General features: G+C 65.9%; 17 protein-coding genes. 6 read left to right on the top strand and 11 right to left on the bottom strand.

What is annotated here, in order from left to right:
• Positions 1–386: 386 nt before the first annotated feature.
• Positions 387–635, top strand: a complete 249-nt coding sequence (locus tag BWR60_RS24470) for a hypothetical protein (protein ID WP_088153857.1) — start codon at positions 387–389, stop codon at positions 633–635.
• A gap of 463 nt (positions 636–1,098) precedes the next feature.
• Here BWR60_RS24470 and BWR60_RS24465 read toward each other — a convergent pair whose 3' ends face one another.
• Genes BWR60_RS24465 through BWR60_RS24435 form a run of 7 tightly spaced genes read right to left on the bottom strand, consistent with a single transcriptional unit; the run spans position 1,099 to position 7,653 of the window.
• Complete coding sequence (locus BWR60_RS24465) at positions 1,099–2,097, bottom strand: Gfo/Idh/MocA family protein (RefSeq protein ID WP_088153855.1); 999 nt, start codon at positions 2,095–2,097, stop codon at positions 1,099–1,101.
• On the bottom strand, positions 2,094–2,978 hold the full coding sequence (locus BWR60_RS24460) for a sugar phosphate isomerase/epimerase family protein (protein WP_088153853.1): 885 nt from the start codon (positions 2,976–2,978) through the stop codon (positions 2,094–2,096). The genes BWR60_RS24465 and BWR60_RS24460 overlap by 4 nt, the downstream gene beginning before the upstream one ends.
• A gap of 29 nt (positions 2,979–3,007) precedes the next feature.
• Positions 3,008–3,844 (bottom strand): carbohydrate ABC transporter permease, encoded by an 837-nt coding sequence (locus BWR60_RS24455; protein WP_088153851.1) that lies wholly within the window; start codon positions 3,842–3,844, stop codon positions 3,008–3,010.
• Entirely contained in the window at positions 3,844–4,770 is a 927-nt protein-coding gene (locus BWR60_RS24450) for a carbohydrate ABC transporter permease (RefSeq protein WP_088153849.1), read from the bottom strand. Before BWR60_RS24450 ends, BWR60_RS24455 begins: the two co-directional genes overlap by 1 nt.
• Positions 4,767–5,972, bottom strand: coding sequence for an ABC transporter substrate-binding protein (locus BWR60_RS24445; protein ID WP_088153865.1), 1,206 nt, complete (start codon positions 5,970–5,972; stop codon positions 4,767–4,769). The genes BWR60_RS24450 and BWR60_RS24445 overlap by 4 nt, the downstream gene beginning before the upstream one ends.
• 32 nt (positions 5,973–6,004) lie before the next feature.
• Entirely contained in the window at positions 6,005–6,967 is a 963-nt protein-coding gene (locus BWR60_RS24440) for an alpha/beta hydrolase (RefSeq protein ID WP_088153847.1), read from the bottom strand.
• Positions 6,964–7,653, bottom strand: coding sequence for a GntR family transcriptional regulator (locus BWR60_RS24435; protein ID WP_088153845.1), 690 nt, complete (start codon positions 7,651–7,653; stop codon positions 6,964–6,966). The genes BWR60_RS24440 and BWR60_RS24435 overlap by 4 nt, the downstream gene beginning before the upstream one ends.
• Before the next feature lie 615 nt (positions 7,654–8,268).
• Between BWR60_RS24435 and BWR60_RS24430 the strand changes: the two genes are divergently transcribed.
• The 3 genes from BWR60_RS24430 to BWR60_RS24420 all read left to right on the top strand — a co-directional run bounded on the left by BWR60_RS24430 (position 8,269) and on the right by BWR60_RS24420 (position 10,110).
• On the top strand, positions 8,269–8,724 hold the full coding sequence (locus tag BWR60_RS24430; protein ID WP_088153843.1) for a DUF3788 domain-containing protein: 456 nt from the start codon (positions 8,269–8,271) through the stop codon (positions 8,722–8,724).
• A gap of 147 nt (positions 8,725–8,871) precedes the next feature.
• Complete coding sequence (locus BWR60_RS24425) at positions 8,872–9,513, top strand: FMN-dependent NADH-azoreductase (RefSeq protein ID WP_088153841.1); 642 nt, start codon at positions 8,872–8,874, stop codon at positions 9,511–9,513.
• A gap of 189 nt (positions 9,514–9,702) precedes the next feature.
• Positions 9,703–10,110, top strand: a complete 408-nt coding sequence (locus BWR60_RS24420; protein WP_088153863.1) for a cupin domain-containing protein — start codon at positions 9,703–9,705, stop codon at positions 10,108–10,110.
• A gap of 125 nt (positions 10,111–10,235) precedes the next feature.
• Here BWR60_RS24420 and BWR60_RS24415 read toward each other — a convergent pair whose 3' ends face one another.
• Positions 10,236–11,018 carry a hypothetical protein gene (locus tag BWR60_RS24415; RefSeq protein WP_088153839.1) on the bottom strand — a complete coding sequence of 261 codons (783 nt, stop codon included), beginning with the start codon at positions 11,016–11,018 and terminating at the stop codon, positions 10,236–10,238.
• A gap of 135 nt (positions 11,019–11,153) precedes the next feature.
• Here BWR60_RS24415 and BWR60_RS24410 point away from each other — a divergent pair, with 135 nt between their 5' ends.
• Together BWR60_RS24410 and BWR60_RS36520 are read left to right on the top strand one after the other, a co-directional pair.
• The gene (locus tag BWR60_RS24410; protein WP_144445737.1) at positions 11,154–11,354 is read left to right on the top strand and encodes an amidohydrolase family protein; all 201 of its coding nucleotides are present in this window, start codon (positions 11,154–11,156) and stop codon (positions 11,352–11,354) included.
• A 309-nt stretch (positions 11,355–11,663) separates the two neighbouring features.
• The gene (locus BWR60_RS36520) at positions 11,664–12,221 is read left to right on the top strand and encodes a hypothetical protein (protein ID WP_144445736.1); all 558 of its coding nucleotides are present in this window, start codon (positions 11,664–11,666) and stop codon (positions 12,219–12,221) included.
• 102 nt (positions 12,222–12,323) lie between these two features.
• Here the strand turns inward: BWR60_RS36520 and BWR60_RS36515 are convergent, their stop codons facing one another.
• From BWR60_RS36515 to dgoD, 3 genes are read right to left on the bottom strand one after another with little or no spacing between them, the layout of a single operon-like run.
• Positions 12,324–13,064, bottom strand: coding sequence for a FadR/GntR family transcriptional regulator (locus BWR60_RS36515; RefSeq protein WP_179221933.1), 741 nt, complete (start codon positions 13,062–13,064; stop codon positions 12,324–12,326).
• Entirely contained in the window at positions 13,057–13,833 is a 777-nt protein-coding gene (locus BWR60_RS24395) for an SDR family oxidoreductase (RefSeq protein ID WP_088153837.1), read from the bottom strand. The genes BWR60_RS36515 and BWR60_RS24395 overlap by 8 nt, the downstream gene beginning before the upstream one ends.
• 1 nt (position 13,834) lies before the next feature.
• Positions 13,835–15,007 (bottom strand): galactonate dehydratase, encoded by a 1,173-nt coding sequence (dgoD, locus tag BWR60_RS24390; RefSeq protein WP_088153835.1) that lies wholly within the window; start codon positions 15,005–15,007, stop codon positions 13,835–13,837.
• Positions 15,008–15,190: the final 183 nt, after the last annotated feature.

The following is a 15,190-nucleotide window of genomic DNA, read 5'->3' as shown; positions in this document are numbered from 1 at the left end:
CGTCCGCAGGCTCATCATCTCGTCGGTCATCGGTGGTCCTCCGATCAGGTTGGTTCTCGCAAACCCGACCCTAACGGGAAATCGCCGATGACCACCCATCCCGGCCGCCGGAGCCGTCCCTACACCACTCCCTGGGACACGACCCTGGAGAGCGGCGGTTTGGCGCACAACGCGAGGCGGTGAGAATGGTGTTAGGATAACTCGGCCCGACGGATCAGTGATTGATATCTCTCCGACTCGGGTCAAGGAATTTGTTCCAAACACGCACCCAGACGCGCCGCCCGGTACACTTCAAAAGGTGCCTTCCAATGATGCATTGCCCGGCAGTAAAGGTACAAGCGTGCACCTACTCCTGATGAGTTTGACCTTCTTTTGAGGAAGGGGCAATGACGATATCTAATAAGATAGAATTCTATTTGACGCCGGAGCATGGTGAAGTGGTGGATTGCTATGATGAAGAGATGGTGGACAGTTTCGATGATTTCCTTGCAGAGCAGCGGGGTGAGAAATTCTCGTTGAGGTTTGCCGAAGGCAAGGTAACCTTTTTGCCGCAGCGGACCTCAGCGGAGGTTGTCGAGAGTCTGCTGCGCGAATTTATTCAAAGCTACGATAGGGGCAGGACTAACAACCAGTAGGTGATGATGGCGGCATCCTCGGAGATGCCGCACTATCCGGCAGACGCGGTCGGGGCGCTGACGTTCTCCCCGGCCTCGATCCGACGCACCGCCTCCAGCTTGAACACCCGGCTGAAGCTCCGGCTCTCACGCTTGGACATCGGTTCTCCTTCTCAGAGAACTGTCCCTATTTTCTCTGTCTCATTCTAGGGGGCACTCCAACCAGCTTGTATGGGTATCGGTGGTATCCTTTCCCCGATTTGAACCTGCGTCGGCCGATCTCCCAAAAACGAGGGCTGCCTCGTGCCATCATGGGCGAAACGCATATGCCGGTCGCGGATAGCGCCGCCGCGCGCAGACGAGCGTTGGCGCGAGCAATCTCGGGAACAGTCGCTCCCGATCATAGCGCTATGGCGAAGACGTAGTTCTCACCTTCATCTGCCACGGTTCTCGCCAAGCCTTTTCAATGGCTTGGCGTGGGGCTCTATCCTCCAACTTGGCGGCGCAGCGCCTCCAGATGCCGCATCGCCGTGACGCCATCGCGGATGGTGGGGGCGTCGGCCGCCTCGCCGCGGAAGGCTTTCAGCGTCACCTCCAGCAGGGCGTGATAGCCCTTCACATCCTCATTGGCGGCGGCGGTGAAGTTGGGTGACCAGGTCAGCGCGTCCTGGGTGTCGGATAGGGTGGCGCCGAGATCCTGGGTCTTGAAGGGCGGGTCGCGGTAGTAGGTCACGTCGATGACGTTGCGCACCTCCAGCCGGCGGTGGTCGCCCATGATCTGGACGAACTCCATCGGCGTGCCGCGCGACTGCACAGTGCCCATCACGATGGTGCCGAGGGCGCCGCTGTCGAAGCCCAGCGCGATGTGCATCAAGAGGCGCCCCGGCCCGTTCTCGACCTTGCGCGCGGTCAGCTCGCGGATCGGCGAGGCCGCCAGGAAGGCCGGCAGGTCCATGTAGTGGATGCAGTGGTGCAGGAAGAAGCCGCTGTAGTCGACCGCGCCGCGGAAATAGGTCGGCGCCGTCATGTAGGAGCCATAGAAGCCCAGCACCGGGCCGAACTCGCCGCCGCGCACGATATTGCCGGCGATGCGGTTGCCGATCGACCAGCGCTTCATGAAGCCGACGACCAGCGGCTTGCCGGCGCGCTCCGATGCCGCCAGCAGCTCCTCCGCCTGTTCCAGATTGCCGCCGGGCGGCTTCTCCATGAACACCGGCAGCCCTTTGGCCAAAGCCGCGAGGCCGATGGCGTGATGCGCCGCTGGCCCGACCGCCATGCCGACCGCATCCAGCCCGGGATGGGCCAGCAGGTCGCGATGGTCGGCATAGGCCGCGCGCACGCCGAACTGGCGGGCGGCGCGGGCCAGGTTGGCGCCGTCGACGTCGCACAGCGCTGCCAGCTCGACGTCGTGGCGCGTCAGCTGCGGCAGCAGCATCTGGCTCGCATGGGTGCCGCAACCGATCCAGCCGATCTTCAGCGTCATCGCCGGTGCCCTCCCATCGCCAGCGCGCCGCGCAGCAGGGCCAGGCTGTGCGTCAGCTTCGCGGTCTCGTCCTCATGCGGCGGCCGCCATTGCGCGATCGGCACGCCGAAGCGGTCGTCGTCGCGGCGGAACGGCTCGACCGAGATCGGCCCCTCATAGCCGACATCGGCCAAGGCCCGCGCCACCGCCACCCAGTCGGTCGCGCCGGTGCCGACGAAGCCGCGATGGTTCTCATTGGCCTGGAAATGGACGAAGCGGTCGCCGGCCAGGCGGATGGCCTCGGCGATGTCCGCCTCCTCCATATGCATGTGGAAGGTGTCGAGCATCAGCCGCACCTCCGGCCGGCCGACCCGGTCGATCAGCTCCAGCCCCTGGCGCGTGGTGCACAGGATGTCGGTCTCGAACCGGTTCAGCGGCTCGACCGCCAGCGTCACCCCGTGGTCGCGCGCGGCGTCGGCGGCCCGGCGCAGCCCGTCGACGCACCAGTCCTGGCGGCGCAGGCGCAGATCCTCCGGCACCGGCGCCGGCGGCCGGCCGGCGAAGACCAGCGGGTTGCCGTAGAGCGGCCCGCCGACGATGCGGGCGCCGAGCTTTTCGGCACAGTCCACGGCAGTGCGCAGATAGTCGATCCCGGCCTCTCGCGCGCCGGCATCGTCGCCGGTCAGGTTGCGCTGCAGGTTGACCCGGGCGGCGAGGACGACGGCCAGGCCGGCCCCTTCCAGCGCCCGGCGGGTCTCGGCGAGGTCCAGCTCGCCGGGCTCGGGCACCAGGAGCTCGATGAAGTCGTAGCCCATGGCGCGGATCCGCTCGAACCAGCCGAAATGTTCGGCGGTGAAGGGGCGCGCGACCTGCATGGAGATCAGGCCGATCGGGTTCGGCATTGTCGGAATCACTTTCGGTCGAGGGTCTGTCATCCCTTCACGGCGCCTTGGGTCAGGCCGCCGATCAGGCGTTTCTGGACGAGGAGGAACAGGATGGTGGCGGGCAGGGCGCCGACCACGCCGCCGGCGGTCAGCAGGCCCCATTCGATCTGGTACTCGCCGATCAGGGTCTGGATCGCCACGGTCATGGTGCGGACGCTGCGGCCGCCCAGCGTCAGGGCGTAGAGATATTCGTTCCAGGCGGTGATGAAGATGTAGATGCCGGTCGCCACCAGCCCGGGGCCGCACAGCGGCAGGATCACCCGCCACAGCGCGCCGAGGCGGGAGCAGCCGTCGGTCATCGCCGCCTCGTCGAGGCTCTTCGGGATGGCGTCGATGTAGCTGGTCATCATCCAGATGGCGAAGGGGATGGCGACGGTGGCATTGGCGATGATCAGCGCGATATGGGTGTCGAGCAGGCCGAGCCGCCGCATCAGCACGAACAGCGGCAGGATCAAGAGCACCACCGGGAACATGTTGATGACCAGGAACTGGACCATCAGCAGCCGGCGCCCGGCGAAGCGGAAGCGCGAGAAGGCGTAGGCGGCGGTGACGCTCAGCGTCAGCCCGACCGCGACCGTGCCCAGCGCCACGATCAGGCTGTGGCCCATGTTCAGCAGGAAGCTGGTGCGGCCGAACAGCCGCTCGTAGCTGGCGCCGGTCCAGGCCGACGGGTCGACGGCGACGCCGCGGCCGACGATGTCGTCCGGCGGGGTCAGCGAGGTCAGCGCCATCCACAGATAGGGGCCGAGCGCGAAGACCGCGATCAGCAGCATCGGCAGGTGGATCAGGGCGATGCGGTGCCAAAGGGAGCTGCGGGTGACCATCAGTCCATCGCCCTCGTGGTGCGCCGCAGATAGACCAGGACGAAGCCGGCGAGCAGCAGGGTGAAGATCACCGCCAGCGCCGAGCCGTAGCCGAAGTCGAGATTGGTCCTGGCCTTGATGAAGGCGTAGAGCGGCAGGGTGTGGGTGGCATAGCCGGGGCCGCCGCCGGTCATGACGAAGATGACGTCAATCGAGTTGGCGACCCAGATCAGCCGCAGCAGCGCCGCGGTGGCGATCACCCCGGCGATCGAGGGCAGGGTGATGCGCCAGAACTGCTGCCAGGGCGTGGCGCCGTCGATCGCCGCGGCCTCGTACAGGTCGCGCGGCACCGCCTGGAGACCTGCCAGGATCATCACCGCGAAGAACGGGAAGCCCTGCCAGGTCAGGGTCAGGATGATGGCATAGAGCGAGGTGCCGGGATCGGCCAGCCAGGGGAAGGCGCCCTGCAGCATGCCGAGCCGCACCAGCACGTCGTTCAGCACCCCGGCATTGGGGTCGTAGATCCAGCGCCACATCAGGGCGATGACGACGCTGGGCAGGGCCCAGGGGATGATGACCACGGCCCGCGCCAGCGGCCGCCACCAGAAGCGCTGGTTCAGCAGCAGCGCCGTGACGAGGCCGAGCAGAAGCTGGGCCGGGATGGTCACCCCGACCCAGATCGCGGTGTGCTGCAGCGAGGTCCAGAACACCGGGTCGGCCAGCGCCTTGGCGAAGTTGCCGAGGCCCGCGAAGGGCATCTGGTTCGGCCGGAACAGCACGAAGTCGTGCAGGCTCAGCACCACCGCCTGCAGCATCGGCAGGAACACGATCAAGAGCGTGACCAGCACCGCCGGGCTCAGCAGCACATAGGGCAGGATCCGGGTCCGCGGGTTGCCGCGGGCCGCGGCCTTCTGCGCCGTTGCCAGGGTCATCGAGACGGACTTCATGGGGCGTAGAGCTGCTCGATCTCCCGCATCATCTGTTCCGGTGTGATCTCGCCGGTCAGGGCCCGCTGCATCGCCGCCGGCCACACCGTGTTGACGAAATCCGCGGTCTGCGAGACGGCCGGCAGGCTGTGGGCGAAGGGCAGGGATTGCACCGTGGCGTCGACGAAGCGCTTCTCATGCAGCGTCCAGTTGGCCGCGCCGCTCTTGGTCACCGGCAGCTGGCCGGTCGCCTTGTTGAACTCGACATTGGCGTCGCCGCTGGCCAGGAAGGCGATCCACTTCCAGGCGGCGTCCTTGTCCTCGGCCGAGGACAGCACGGCCAGGGATTCGTCGCCATAGGAGGTCCAGCGGCCGCCGTTGCATTCCGGCACCGGCACGGCCGAGACCTTGTCGCCCAGCGCCTTCACCATGCCGGCGGAGGAGCCGATATGGTGGATCGTCATCGCCGTGCGGCCCTGCTGGAAGGCGGCGATGATCTCCTGGAACCCGTCATTCGGGGCCGAGGGCGGGAACAGCTTCTGGTTGCGGTAGAGATCGACCAGCCAGGTGTTGGCCGCGATCACCTGCTGGCTGGTCAGCCCGCCCTTCTCGAACCTGGCGCCGGCCGACAGCACGAAGGGCCCCCAATGGTCGTAGCCGCCCTTGCCGCCGCGGAAGCCGAAGCCCCAGATGTCCGGCTGGCCGTCGCCATTGGTGTCGCGGGTCAGCGCCTTGGCCGCCTTGGCAAAATCCTCGCAGGTCTTCGGCGGCTGCAGCCCGGCCTCGGCGAACAGGTCGGTGCGGTAGTAGAGGTAGGAGACGACGTACTGCACCGGCAGGTAATACTGGTGCCCGTCCGGGCCGCCGTTGATCTTCAGCAGGTCGTCCTGCAGGTCGGCCTTGCCGTCCCAGCCGGCGATGCGGTCGTCCAGCGGCTCCAGCGCCCCCATCTCCACCAGCCGCGGCTGGGCGAACAGCTTAACCATCGCCGCATCCGGCGCGTTGCTGCCGGCGATTGCGGTGTAGAGGTTGTCGTAGTAGCTGTTCCAGGGGATGTTCTCGGCCTCGACCTTGATCCCCGGATGGGCCGCCTCGAACCTGGCGACCAGGCTCGCCACCGGATTGTCCGGATTGTCGAAATGGTACCAGAAGCGGACCGTGCTCTCGGCCCGCGCCGTCCCCGCGGCCAGCACCAGCAGCGCGGCCAGGGCCGCCCCTCGCATCTTGGTCACGACGTTTCCTCCTCTGTTTTTCGTTATGCGTTTTGGTTGAGGCGGCGGGCCCAGGCCCCGGCCTCCATGAAGGCCGTCCGGGCCTCCTCGAGCGCGCTCGTCATCTGCATGAAGCCGTGGATGACGCCGCGATGGACTCGCACCGGATCGGCCCGCCCCAGCGCCCGCAGCCTGTCGCCGAGCGCCAGCGTGTCGCTGAGCAGCGGGTCGAGCCCGGCGGCGTTGAGAAAGAGCGGCGGCAGCGCCCGCAGCGCCGCGTCCTCCGCCATCAGCGGCGAGACCTGAGGTTCTCCCCAGGCGGTGGGGTCGGGCACGTACCAGTCCCGGTAGCGGATCATCTTGGCGGTGGTCAGCCCGTAGCCGCCGGGGCCGAAGCGCCGGTGGGAGTCGGTGTCGTGGTCGACGGCATAGACGCCGTAGAACAGCAGGCCGAACCCCGGCAGCGTCCGGCCGGCTTCCTGTTCCCGCAGCGTCAGCGCCAGCGCCAGGTTGGCGCCGGCGGAATCGCCCGAGACGCCGATCGGACCGGCGATCCCGTGCTGCGCCAGCACCGCCGGCAGGGCGCGCCACGCCGCGACGGTGTCGTCCAGGCCGGCGGGGTAGGGGTGTTCCGGCGCCAGGCGGTAGTCGATGCCGATCACCGCCATGCCCGTCGCCTCGGCCAGGAAGCGCATCGCGCGGTCATGGGTGCCGAGGCTGCAGAAGGCCCAGCCGCCGCCATGGATATAGAGGATCGCGCCGCGCGCCGAGGACGGCCGGAACAGCCGGGCCGGGCGAGGGGCGATGCCGCCGGGCAGCGTCAGCTCCACCGTCTCCATCGGCAGCAGGTCCTGGTTCCAGCGCCGGTTGCCCGCCTCGGCCTGCGCCCGGCCCGCGGCGGCCGGCAGCGTCATCGGATCCGGCAGGTGCCCGTCTTCGGTGGCCAGCCGCGCCATGATGGCCGCCATCTCGGGATTCGGGGCGTCGTTCGGGTCGAAGCCGGTCATGCCTTGGGTCCTTCGGGTGCGGCGCCGAAGATCGACGGGCCGACATCGACGATGGTCTCGATGTGATGGCCGATGGCGGCGACCGCCGCGGCCTCGTCGCGCGCCGCCAGCGCCTCGACGATGATCCAGTGGCGCTTGGCCGTGGCCGTCAGGTCGCGCCGCTCGCCACTGCGGGTGATCTTGAAGCGGTGGTTGTGCAGGATGCAGCGGTGCAGCAGCGGCTCCACCGCCGGCAGGCCGGCCGTCCGGAACAGGCGCCGGTGGAAGGCGCGGTCCAGCTCGGTCTGGCCGTATTCGTCGCCAGCCTGGGCCTTGGCCTCCATGCCCTCGATCAGGACGGTCAGGTCCGGCAGCAGGGCAGGGTCGGGGCGCCGCAGGGCGCGGGCGATGCCGCGGGTCTCGATGCCGTGGCGCAGCCGGAACATCTCGACCGCCTCGTCCTCGGTGCAGTCGGCGACCCGCGTGCCCTTGTGCGGCAGGCGGTGCACCAGCCCCTCCTCCTGCAGCGCCAGCAGAGCCTCACGCACCGTGCCCTGGCTGCACTGGAAGCGCTGCGCCAGCTCCAGCTCGAGCAGGGCGATGCCGGGCGCGACCTCGCCCAGCATGATCATGCGCTTGAGGCCGTCGAAGACCTCGGCGCTCTTGCCGGGCCGCATGCCGTCCTGCGCGATGGCGAGCATCTGCATCCCTGACTCGAATTATCGATATTGATAATGATATCGATAATTCGAGAGTCCGCAAGCTCGCTCTCGGACCACGCCGAAGGTAGCTTCCTAGCGGGCGGTTCAACGGGTTGCTGTCGTCGGCGGCTTTGGGTCGAATCGGACCAGATCTGGTTCGTAGTGCCGGCTGCGACGGCCGGTTTTGGGCACGTCGTGAGGCCCGGGCTGATTGAAAAGGACTACATCCTGCTGGCTCGGGTGATGTCCGGTGTTGAGGTGCCGCCTCGATGACGCATATGGCGCACCCGTGCCCGGGGGGGCGCCGTCGGTGAAGCGCGAAGGGCGACCATAGCCTCCGGACATCCACTGGCCTCGTGGGGACTCCGTCGCCTTCGGTCTTGCGCCAGGTCGTGGGGACATGGTCCCGCCGGCGGTTGCGGGAAGAACATGCCGGAAGTCCAGACTCCGTGTCCGCAAATCCACGGGTCGGATTTCGGTTTTGACAGCCTTTCCGCGAAGGCGCCAATACCTCGCTGAGATCCGCGGCAGTCTCCCAATTTTGCGCGAAAGAGGCATCGGGCATGGGCTGTCCAGTCTTACGAACCGTCCGGGATGGAATTGTGGTGGAGAGAAAGCGGCATGGAACAATGCCTCCAGATCGGTGATAGCATCACCGGCAAGTCAGCGCCGCCCGATGACATCATTCTTCGTGACTGGATCGGGCCGGGCGCGTTCAAGCATTGGACCGACCTGCAGAACTGGATCGAGGAATTCTACCCTGGTGTTTTCGCACCGGAATGGCTCTATGGCGGCAAGAAGCGCGGCTGGTCCCTGCGCTATAAGAAGACAAGGGCATTCTGCACCTTCCTGCCGGAATACAGGCGGTTTTCCGTCGTGGTGGTCTTGGGAAGAGCAGAGCGAGAGACGTTCGAGGAGCGGCGTCATGCCTGGCGCCCGCAGCTGGTCCAGCTTTACGACGAAGCCCGGACATTCCCGGACGGGAAATTCCTGACAGTCGCGATCTCGTCCGCGGACGATCTGCATGATGTGACGGAGCTTCTGACAATGAAGCGCCCGCCGAAGCCGCGCGGCTGAATGTCAGATATTGGCCGGGCCGGTGACGAGCCACAGTCATAGCGAGCGACGACTGCGCGCTGCACCTGCCGACACAAGCGGCCCTCGAAATGTTCACCAGGACCATCGCGCTGCCCAGGACGGGTCTGAAGCCATGGGGAAACCCGCATGAACATCCTTCATATCGATTGCAGCCCGCGTCGGGACTCCCACAGCCGCCGGCTTTCGGCGGCAATCGTCGAAAAGCTCCTCGAGGTTGCGCCCGCCACGACCATCAGCCGGCGGGACCTCGGCGCCGACCCCCTGCCGCACGCCACGGCCGACTACGCGAACACGCTGTCGTCCCCGGCCACGCTGGCGGCGCCGGTGGAGGGCTCGCTGGTTCGCGCCGAGGCGTTGATCGCGGAAGTCGAGGCGGCCGATGTGATCGTGATCGGCACGCCCATGCACAACCTCACCGTTCCATCCGTCCTCAAGGCGTGGATCGACCAGATCCTGCGCGCCGGCCGCACCTTCAGGTCGACGCCGGCCGGGAAGGTGGGAATGCTGCGCGATCGCCCCGTGTTCATCGGCATCGCTTCCGGCGGCGTCTTTGCCGGCGAGCGCGCCAACCAGCCCGATTTTCTCACGCCGTACCTGTCGGTGGTGCTGGGCAGCGCCGGGCTGAAGACCCTGCAATTCGTGCCCGTGCAGGCCACCGCGTTTCTCGTCGGAGACCAGGCTGCATCGGCGCGGGACAAAGCGCTCGCGGCGATCGACCTGACAGTCATGGCGACGGTCCCATCCCCGGCGACAGTCGATGGAGCGTGAGCCGTGAAGATGGTTGTGATCGGCGGCCGCCCGGCCCTTCGGGCGAGGCGCGTCACGGCCTCGTCCATATGATGAGTGATTGACGGCCCATTCACTCAATCAAGATACCCGCTGAAGTATTCTTGCCAGGCCCTTTCTTTCAACTCGAAGCAAATCTAATATTGGACGCTCTGATGGGGAGGCATGGTCATGAACATTCGATCTGTCATCATCACCGCCGTTGCGATCACGATGACGTTGCCTGTCATGGCCCAGGGCATTGGCGAAACCATTACGCCGAACTTCGATCACCCCATCCCCAACATCCCCGGCAAGTCGTTGATCGCCGTCGTCATCGACTACGCCCCGGGCGGAGCATCCCCATCCTACGCGCATGCAAAGTCCGCCTTTATCTATGCCTATGTCGTATCCGGGGCGATCGAGACACAGGTGGATGACGGCCAGAAGCGGGTCTATCACGCCGGTGAAAGCTTTGCCGAGGATCCCGGCTCGATTCACCGTGTCAGCCGCAATGCCAGCACGTCAGACCCTGCCAAACTTCTTGCGGTAATCGTGGTCAATAGCGATGACAAGCCCCTGACCACCATAGTCAAGTGACCTTTCTCTTCAGCGAAAAAGCCTAATCCTGCGGATTGGGGCGACGTCCGGTTCGGAGCCGCCATCGCGCCGACTGCTCATGGCGCTATTCAGTCCGACCTCCGGCTACAGGGTCGTTCGTACTGTCACGTCACGCGGGGTGCTGCCTGGTCCTGGTCGCGGACGAGGACCTGCGACCCGACGAGCGCGACCACGGAGATCGCGGTGCCGAGGCTGAACAGCCAAGCATAGCCGAAGCCGTCGGCCAGCGTTCCCGACAGCACCGACCCCAACAGATAGGCTGCGTACTGGGCGCAGGCCAGGATGGTGAAGTCGGTGCCCGGCTGGGCGGGCGAGGCGACGGCCATGAACAGGCTGTACAGCACCACCAGCTCGGAATACCGGATCAGCGTCTGCAGCGCCGCGGCGCCGAACAGCAGCGGCAGCCCGGGCAGCAGGCCGGCGGCATGCAGCGCGAAAACCAGGCAGGCCAGCACCCGCAGCGTGACGATCAGACCGAGGGCGACGGCAGCGCGGCGGCGCTGCAGCAGCCAGGCCAGCAGCACCGTCCCGGCCACGCCGGCGATGGCCGCCGACGCGCCGGCCAGCAGGGCGATGGAGTCGAGCCTGACCCGGGCGTCGACCAGATACGGCGCCTCCATCGGCTTCACCAGCCCCTCGCCGGCCCGGAACAGCAGAGCGACCCACAGGATGCGCCGCGCCTCCGGCCGTTGCAGGAAGGCGGTGATCCGCGGGCGGGGTCGTGCCGCTGGCCGGATCTCGCCGCCGCCATGCAGGTCCTCCCGCATCCCCGGCACGGCCATTAGCGGCAGCAGGCACAGCCCGGCCATGCCCAGCGCCATGCCGGACCAGCCAAGCCGGTGGTAGAGCAGCAGGCCGAGGCTGCCGCCGAACCGCCGGGGTGGCATAGCCGTCGGTGGCGATGTCCTGGGTCGAGATCAGCATGGCGATGGCGAAGGCGATCGGAATGAAGCCGAGCAGGTCGCCGGGCGGATCAGCAGCAGCGCCAGCACCGCACGATCCAGCCGGCCCGGTGCGACCGGGTGACGGGTCGCAGCCGGTCGACCGGCGGCGCCCACAGGAACTTCAGCACGCCGGGGATTGCCAGCAACTTCCCGGTCGACAAGCTGTTCAGCAGCTACGACGCGATCTTCGACGCCTTCAAGCAGATCACGTCCGGTTTCTCGCGGAAGGAGCGCCGGCGCCTGTCTCATGACAATGCCGAGCGGTTCTACAGGCTGTAAATCTCCTATCTGCCCGATCGCGTGACGTCGGCTTTCAGGGGCCGTCCTTCATGTCCGCTTGCAGGTACCCTCGGGCCGCTCGGGCTGGTTGGAAACGGCCAAGCCTGGGCGATCCGGGGATGTACGGTATCGCAGATCAGCGCCGTTGACAGGATTTCCCGCATAGGATTATTTGCATTTCTGTGATTATTAACGCATCTTAAATCCGCCAAAGCGTCTCGTGGCTAAGCGAGATTAAAATTACATAAAAAGCCTCCTTGTTGACCTCGTTCCATGTTCACCATGATTTGACTTAAGGAGAAGTATAAAATGAACCCGGAAAAATACATCTTCACTGGGTTTGGACTGCTGATTGCCTCTGCGTTGACCGCTTGCGCCGCTCCAAATCAAACGACTGAGACGGGCGTCGGCATGAGTGAAATGACGCAGCCCGGGCCACAAGCAATTCGCAAGGAAACCGCTGAAAAAGCCGATCCAAAAAATAGATCTGCGAATTATGAAATCACTTTCCATAATTTTTCAAATCACACTATCTATGTTACCCAAAATGACTCCAGTTGCATGAAGAATGTAGGAGACAAATTCTTCTCCATAGGACCTAACGGATATCATGGAATGAATATTGAGGATAGCAATAACGCATTCTCAAACTGCACCGACAATCCCAAGAAGATTCAATGGTCTGTGAGCGATCGAGGTGTTGTAATTTTCGAACACGCGCGCTGGACAAACTTCAACGGTTGGGGGACAACTTTTTACGTGAGCGGTAACACTCAGGGCCATTGCGGGAGCAGCAACGGCATCGATTGCACCTATCCGAATATTGCCGGAAATCAATATGTCGGACTGGATGTTTATCTCCGTTAAGGCGCTGATTTAAGGGAGGCGCCAGGCGCCTCCCGTCTACGTTGACAAGGATCGAACGCGAGCTATGGGCGGCCATCCATGCTGGGCTGTCCGGCGATGGCCTCAGTCGCCGATAAAGAGGGCGAGATCAATGGCGGCGATATCGAGAAGGCGGGACATCGAGGAATGGGCGCCTTCGGGATCGCGAAGCCGGACGCGTTCGACCACGTCGCGGTGATAGGGGAGCGAGTGAGCCGGGGAGCGGGCCTGTCCCGTCGAGATGCGGAAGGAATAGCCGAGCGCGGCGCTGATCGTCGTCCACATCTGCTGGAAGACCAGATTGTGGCTCGCCCGCAGAAGGCCGCGATGGAAGGCGATATCGGCCTCGTTGAAGGCGACGATGTCGTCCGGCATTGCCCTCTCCATGCGCTCATAAGCGGCCTCCAGCTCCGCGACATCCATGGCCGAAGCGCGGGCTGCGGCGAGGCGGGCTGCGGCAGGCTCGATCACCCGACGGGCCTCGAGCAGGCTGCGGACGAATTCCGGGCTCGGCGCGCTGGCCATCGACCATTCCAGCATGTCCGGGTCGAGCAGGCTCCAATCCTCGAGATCGCGTACGAGGGTGCCCACCCGGGGACGCGTGCTGACAAGTCCCTTGGCGGAGAGGACGCGGATCGCCTCGCGCAGCGCGCTCCGGCTGATCTTCAGGGTTTCGCAAAGCTCGCTCTCGGAGGGCAGGAGCGAACCCGGCTTGAACTCGCCCGATAGGATGCGGGTCGCGATCGCGCGCACCACCTGGCCGTGGATGCGCGGCTTGGAGAGCACCCGCCCTTTCCCCTCGGCGGTGGGTGCGGTGTCACTCATGATAGAGTACCGATCGGCCGCCATCGATGACGATGCAGGCGGCGTTGATGAAGGGCGCTTCGTCGGAGGCGAGGAAGACCGCGGTCATCGCGACCTCCTCCGGCTTGCCGATCCGCTTCGGCGGATGCAGCTCGCAGACGCGCCGGCGCTCGGCCTCCGGGTCGGGAAACGTGTTCCAATGGTCGATCGCAAGCTGGGTCTCGATGTAGCCGGGCGCGATCGCGTTCACGCGCAGCCCCTCCGGCGCATACTCGACGCCGAGGGCCCGGGTGAGGCCCAGGAGGCCGTGCTTGGCGACCGGATAGGGAAAGCTGCCGGGGATGATGGTGAAGGCGTGGGAGGACGCGATGTTCACGATCGCGCCCGACCGCGCGGCCCGCATGACGGGCAGCACCGCCTTCGTCATGCGCCAGACGCCGTCGAGGTCGACCGCGAAGCAGCGCCGCCATTCCTCGTCGCTGGTCTCGTGCGGGGGGTGGAAGACGTTGATGCCGGCGTTGTTGACGAGGATGTCGACCCGGCCGAAGGCGGAGAGCGCTCTCCGGGCTGCGCCCTCGACCGAGGCTTCGCCGGTCACGTCGGTCTCGACGAAGAGGGCCTTGCTGCCGGCGCCGCGAAGCTTGTCCGCCACGGCCGCACCTGTTTCGGCATCGCGTTCGGCAATGACCACGGCAGCGCCTTCGGCGGCGAAGCGCTCGGCGATGGCCGCGCCGATGCCGCGGCCGGCGCCGGTGACGATCGCAACCTTGTCCTTGAGCCGCTCCGCCATATCACCAATCCACGATGGTGCCGTCGGCGAGGACGGCGTGCTGCGTATGGATGACCTCCTGCGCGAAAGGATGGCGTGCGCATTCGGCTTCGTCGACCTCGACCCCCAGGCCCGGCGCGTCCGGCACCTGCCAGAAGCCGTCGATCATCCGGATCGGACCCTTCGCGACGTCAAAATACCAGGGCACGGCGCCGACCATCTCCTCCTGGACGACATGATTGGGCGTCGACACGGCGAAATGCAGCGCGGCGACGCCGGCGATCGGCCCCAGCGGATTGTGCGGCGCGACACCGATGCCGAACGTATCGGCGATCGCCGCGATCTTCTTCGCTTCCAGGAGGCCGCCGCAATGGCAGATGTCGGGCTGGATCACGCTGACCGCCCGGCTGGTGACGAGGTCGGTGAACTCGGTCCGTTCGACCAGGCGCTCGCCCGTCGCGACCGGCACGGATGTCCGGGCGGCGATGGCCGTCAGCCCTGCCGTGTCGCCGGGCGGTAGCGGTTCCTCGACGAACATCGGCCGGCCGGGCACGAGCGCGTCGATATAGGCGAGCGCCGCGCCGACCGATGCCGGACGGCCGTGGAAGTCGACCATGATCTCGACCTCCGGCCCGACGGCGGACCGGAGCGCGTCCATCAGGCGCGCCACCTTGTCGATCTCGGGCAGCGGCGCATGGAAATGCGTGTAGGGGATGAACACGGCCTTGAAGGCGCGATAGCCGCTTTCCACCACGGCGCGGGCACGCTCGACCAGCGGGTCGGCCTCCAGCGTCTCATAGACGGCGCGCATGTCGCCGAGGCCGAGATGCGTGTAGACCCCGACCTTGTCGCGCACCTTGCCGCCGAGCAGGCGCCAGACCGGCACGCCGAGCGCCTTGCCGAGGATGTCCCAAAGCGCGATCTCGATGCCGGAGATCGCCGTCATCGCCACGGCGCCCAGCCGCCAGAAGGACTGCTTCTTCATGGCGCGCACCGCCTGCTCGATGTCGCGCGGGTCGCGGCCGATGATCAGCGGCGCGAGATCGTCGATCGCGCCGACCACCGCCCGGGTCTTCCATTCGAGCGTCGCTTCGCCCCAGCCATGGAGGCCCGGCTGGTCGGTCTCCACCTTCACGAAGACCCAGTTCCGCATCTCGGCGTTGACGATACGTGTCCGGATGGCGGTGATCTTCACCGGGCTCTCCTTCTTGTCTGATTTATTCATGTTATGATGTGCGGAGCGCGAACGTCAAGTCGGCGACGGAAGCCCGGGTCTATGCTGGTTTATCCGCATATTCCGAGAGTTATGCCTCTCTCGAAAGTCCCGATAAGGGGCTTGACCCTCGATCAAATATCGGATGTTTAATAGGAAACAGTC

Source organism: Inquilinus limosus (assembly GCF_002195995.1).
Taxonomy (GTDB): Bacteria; Pseudomonadota; Alphaproteobacteria; order DSM-16000; family Inquilinaceae; genus Inquilinus; species Inquilinus limosus_C.
This window is presented reverse-complemented; position numbering and strand designations above follow the sequence as displayed.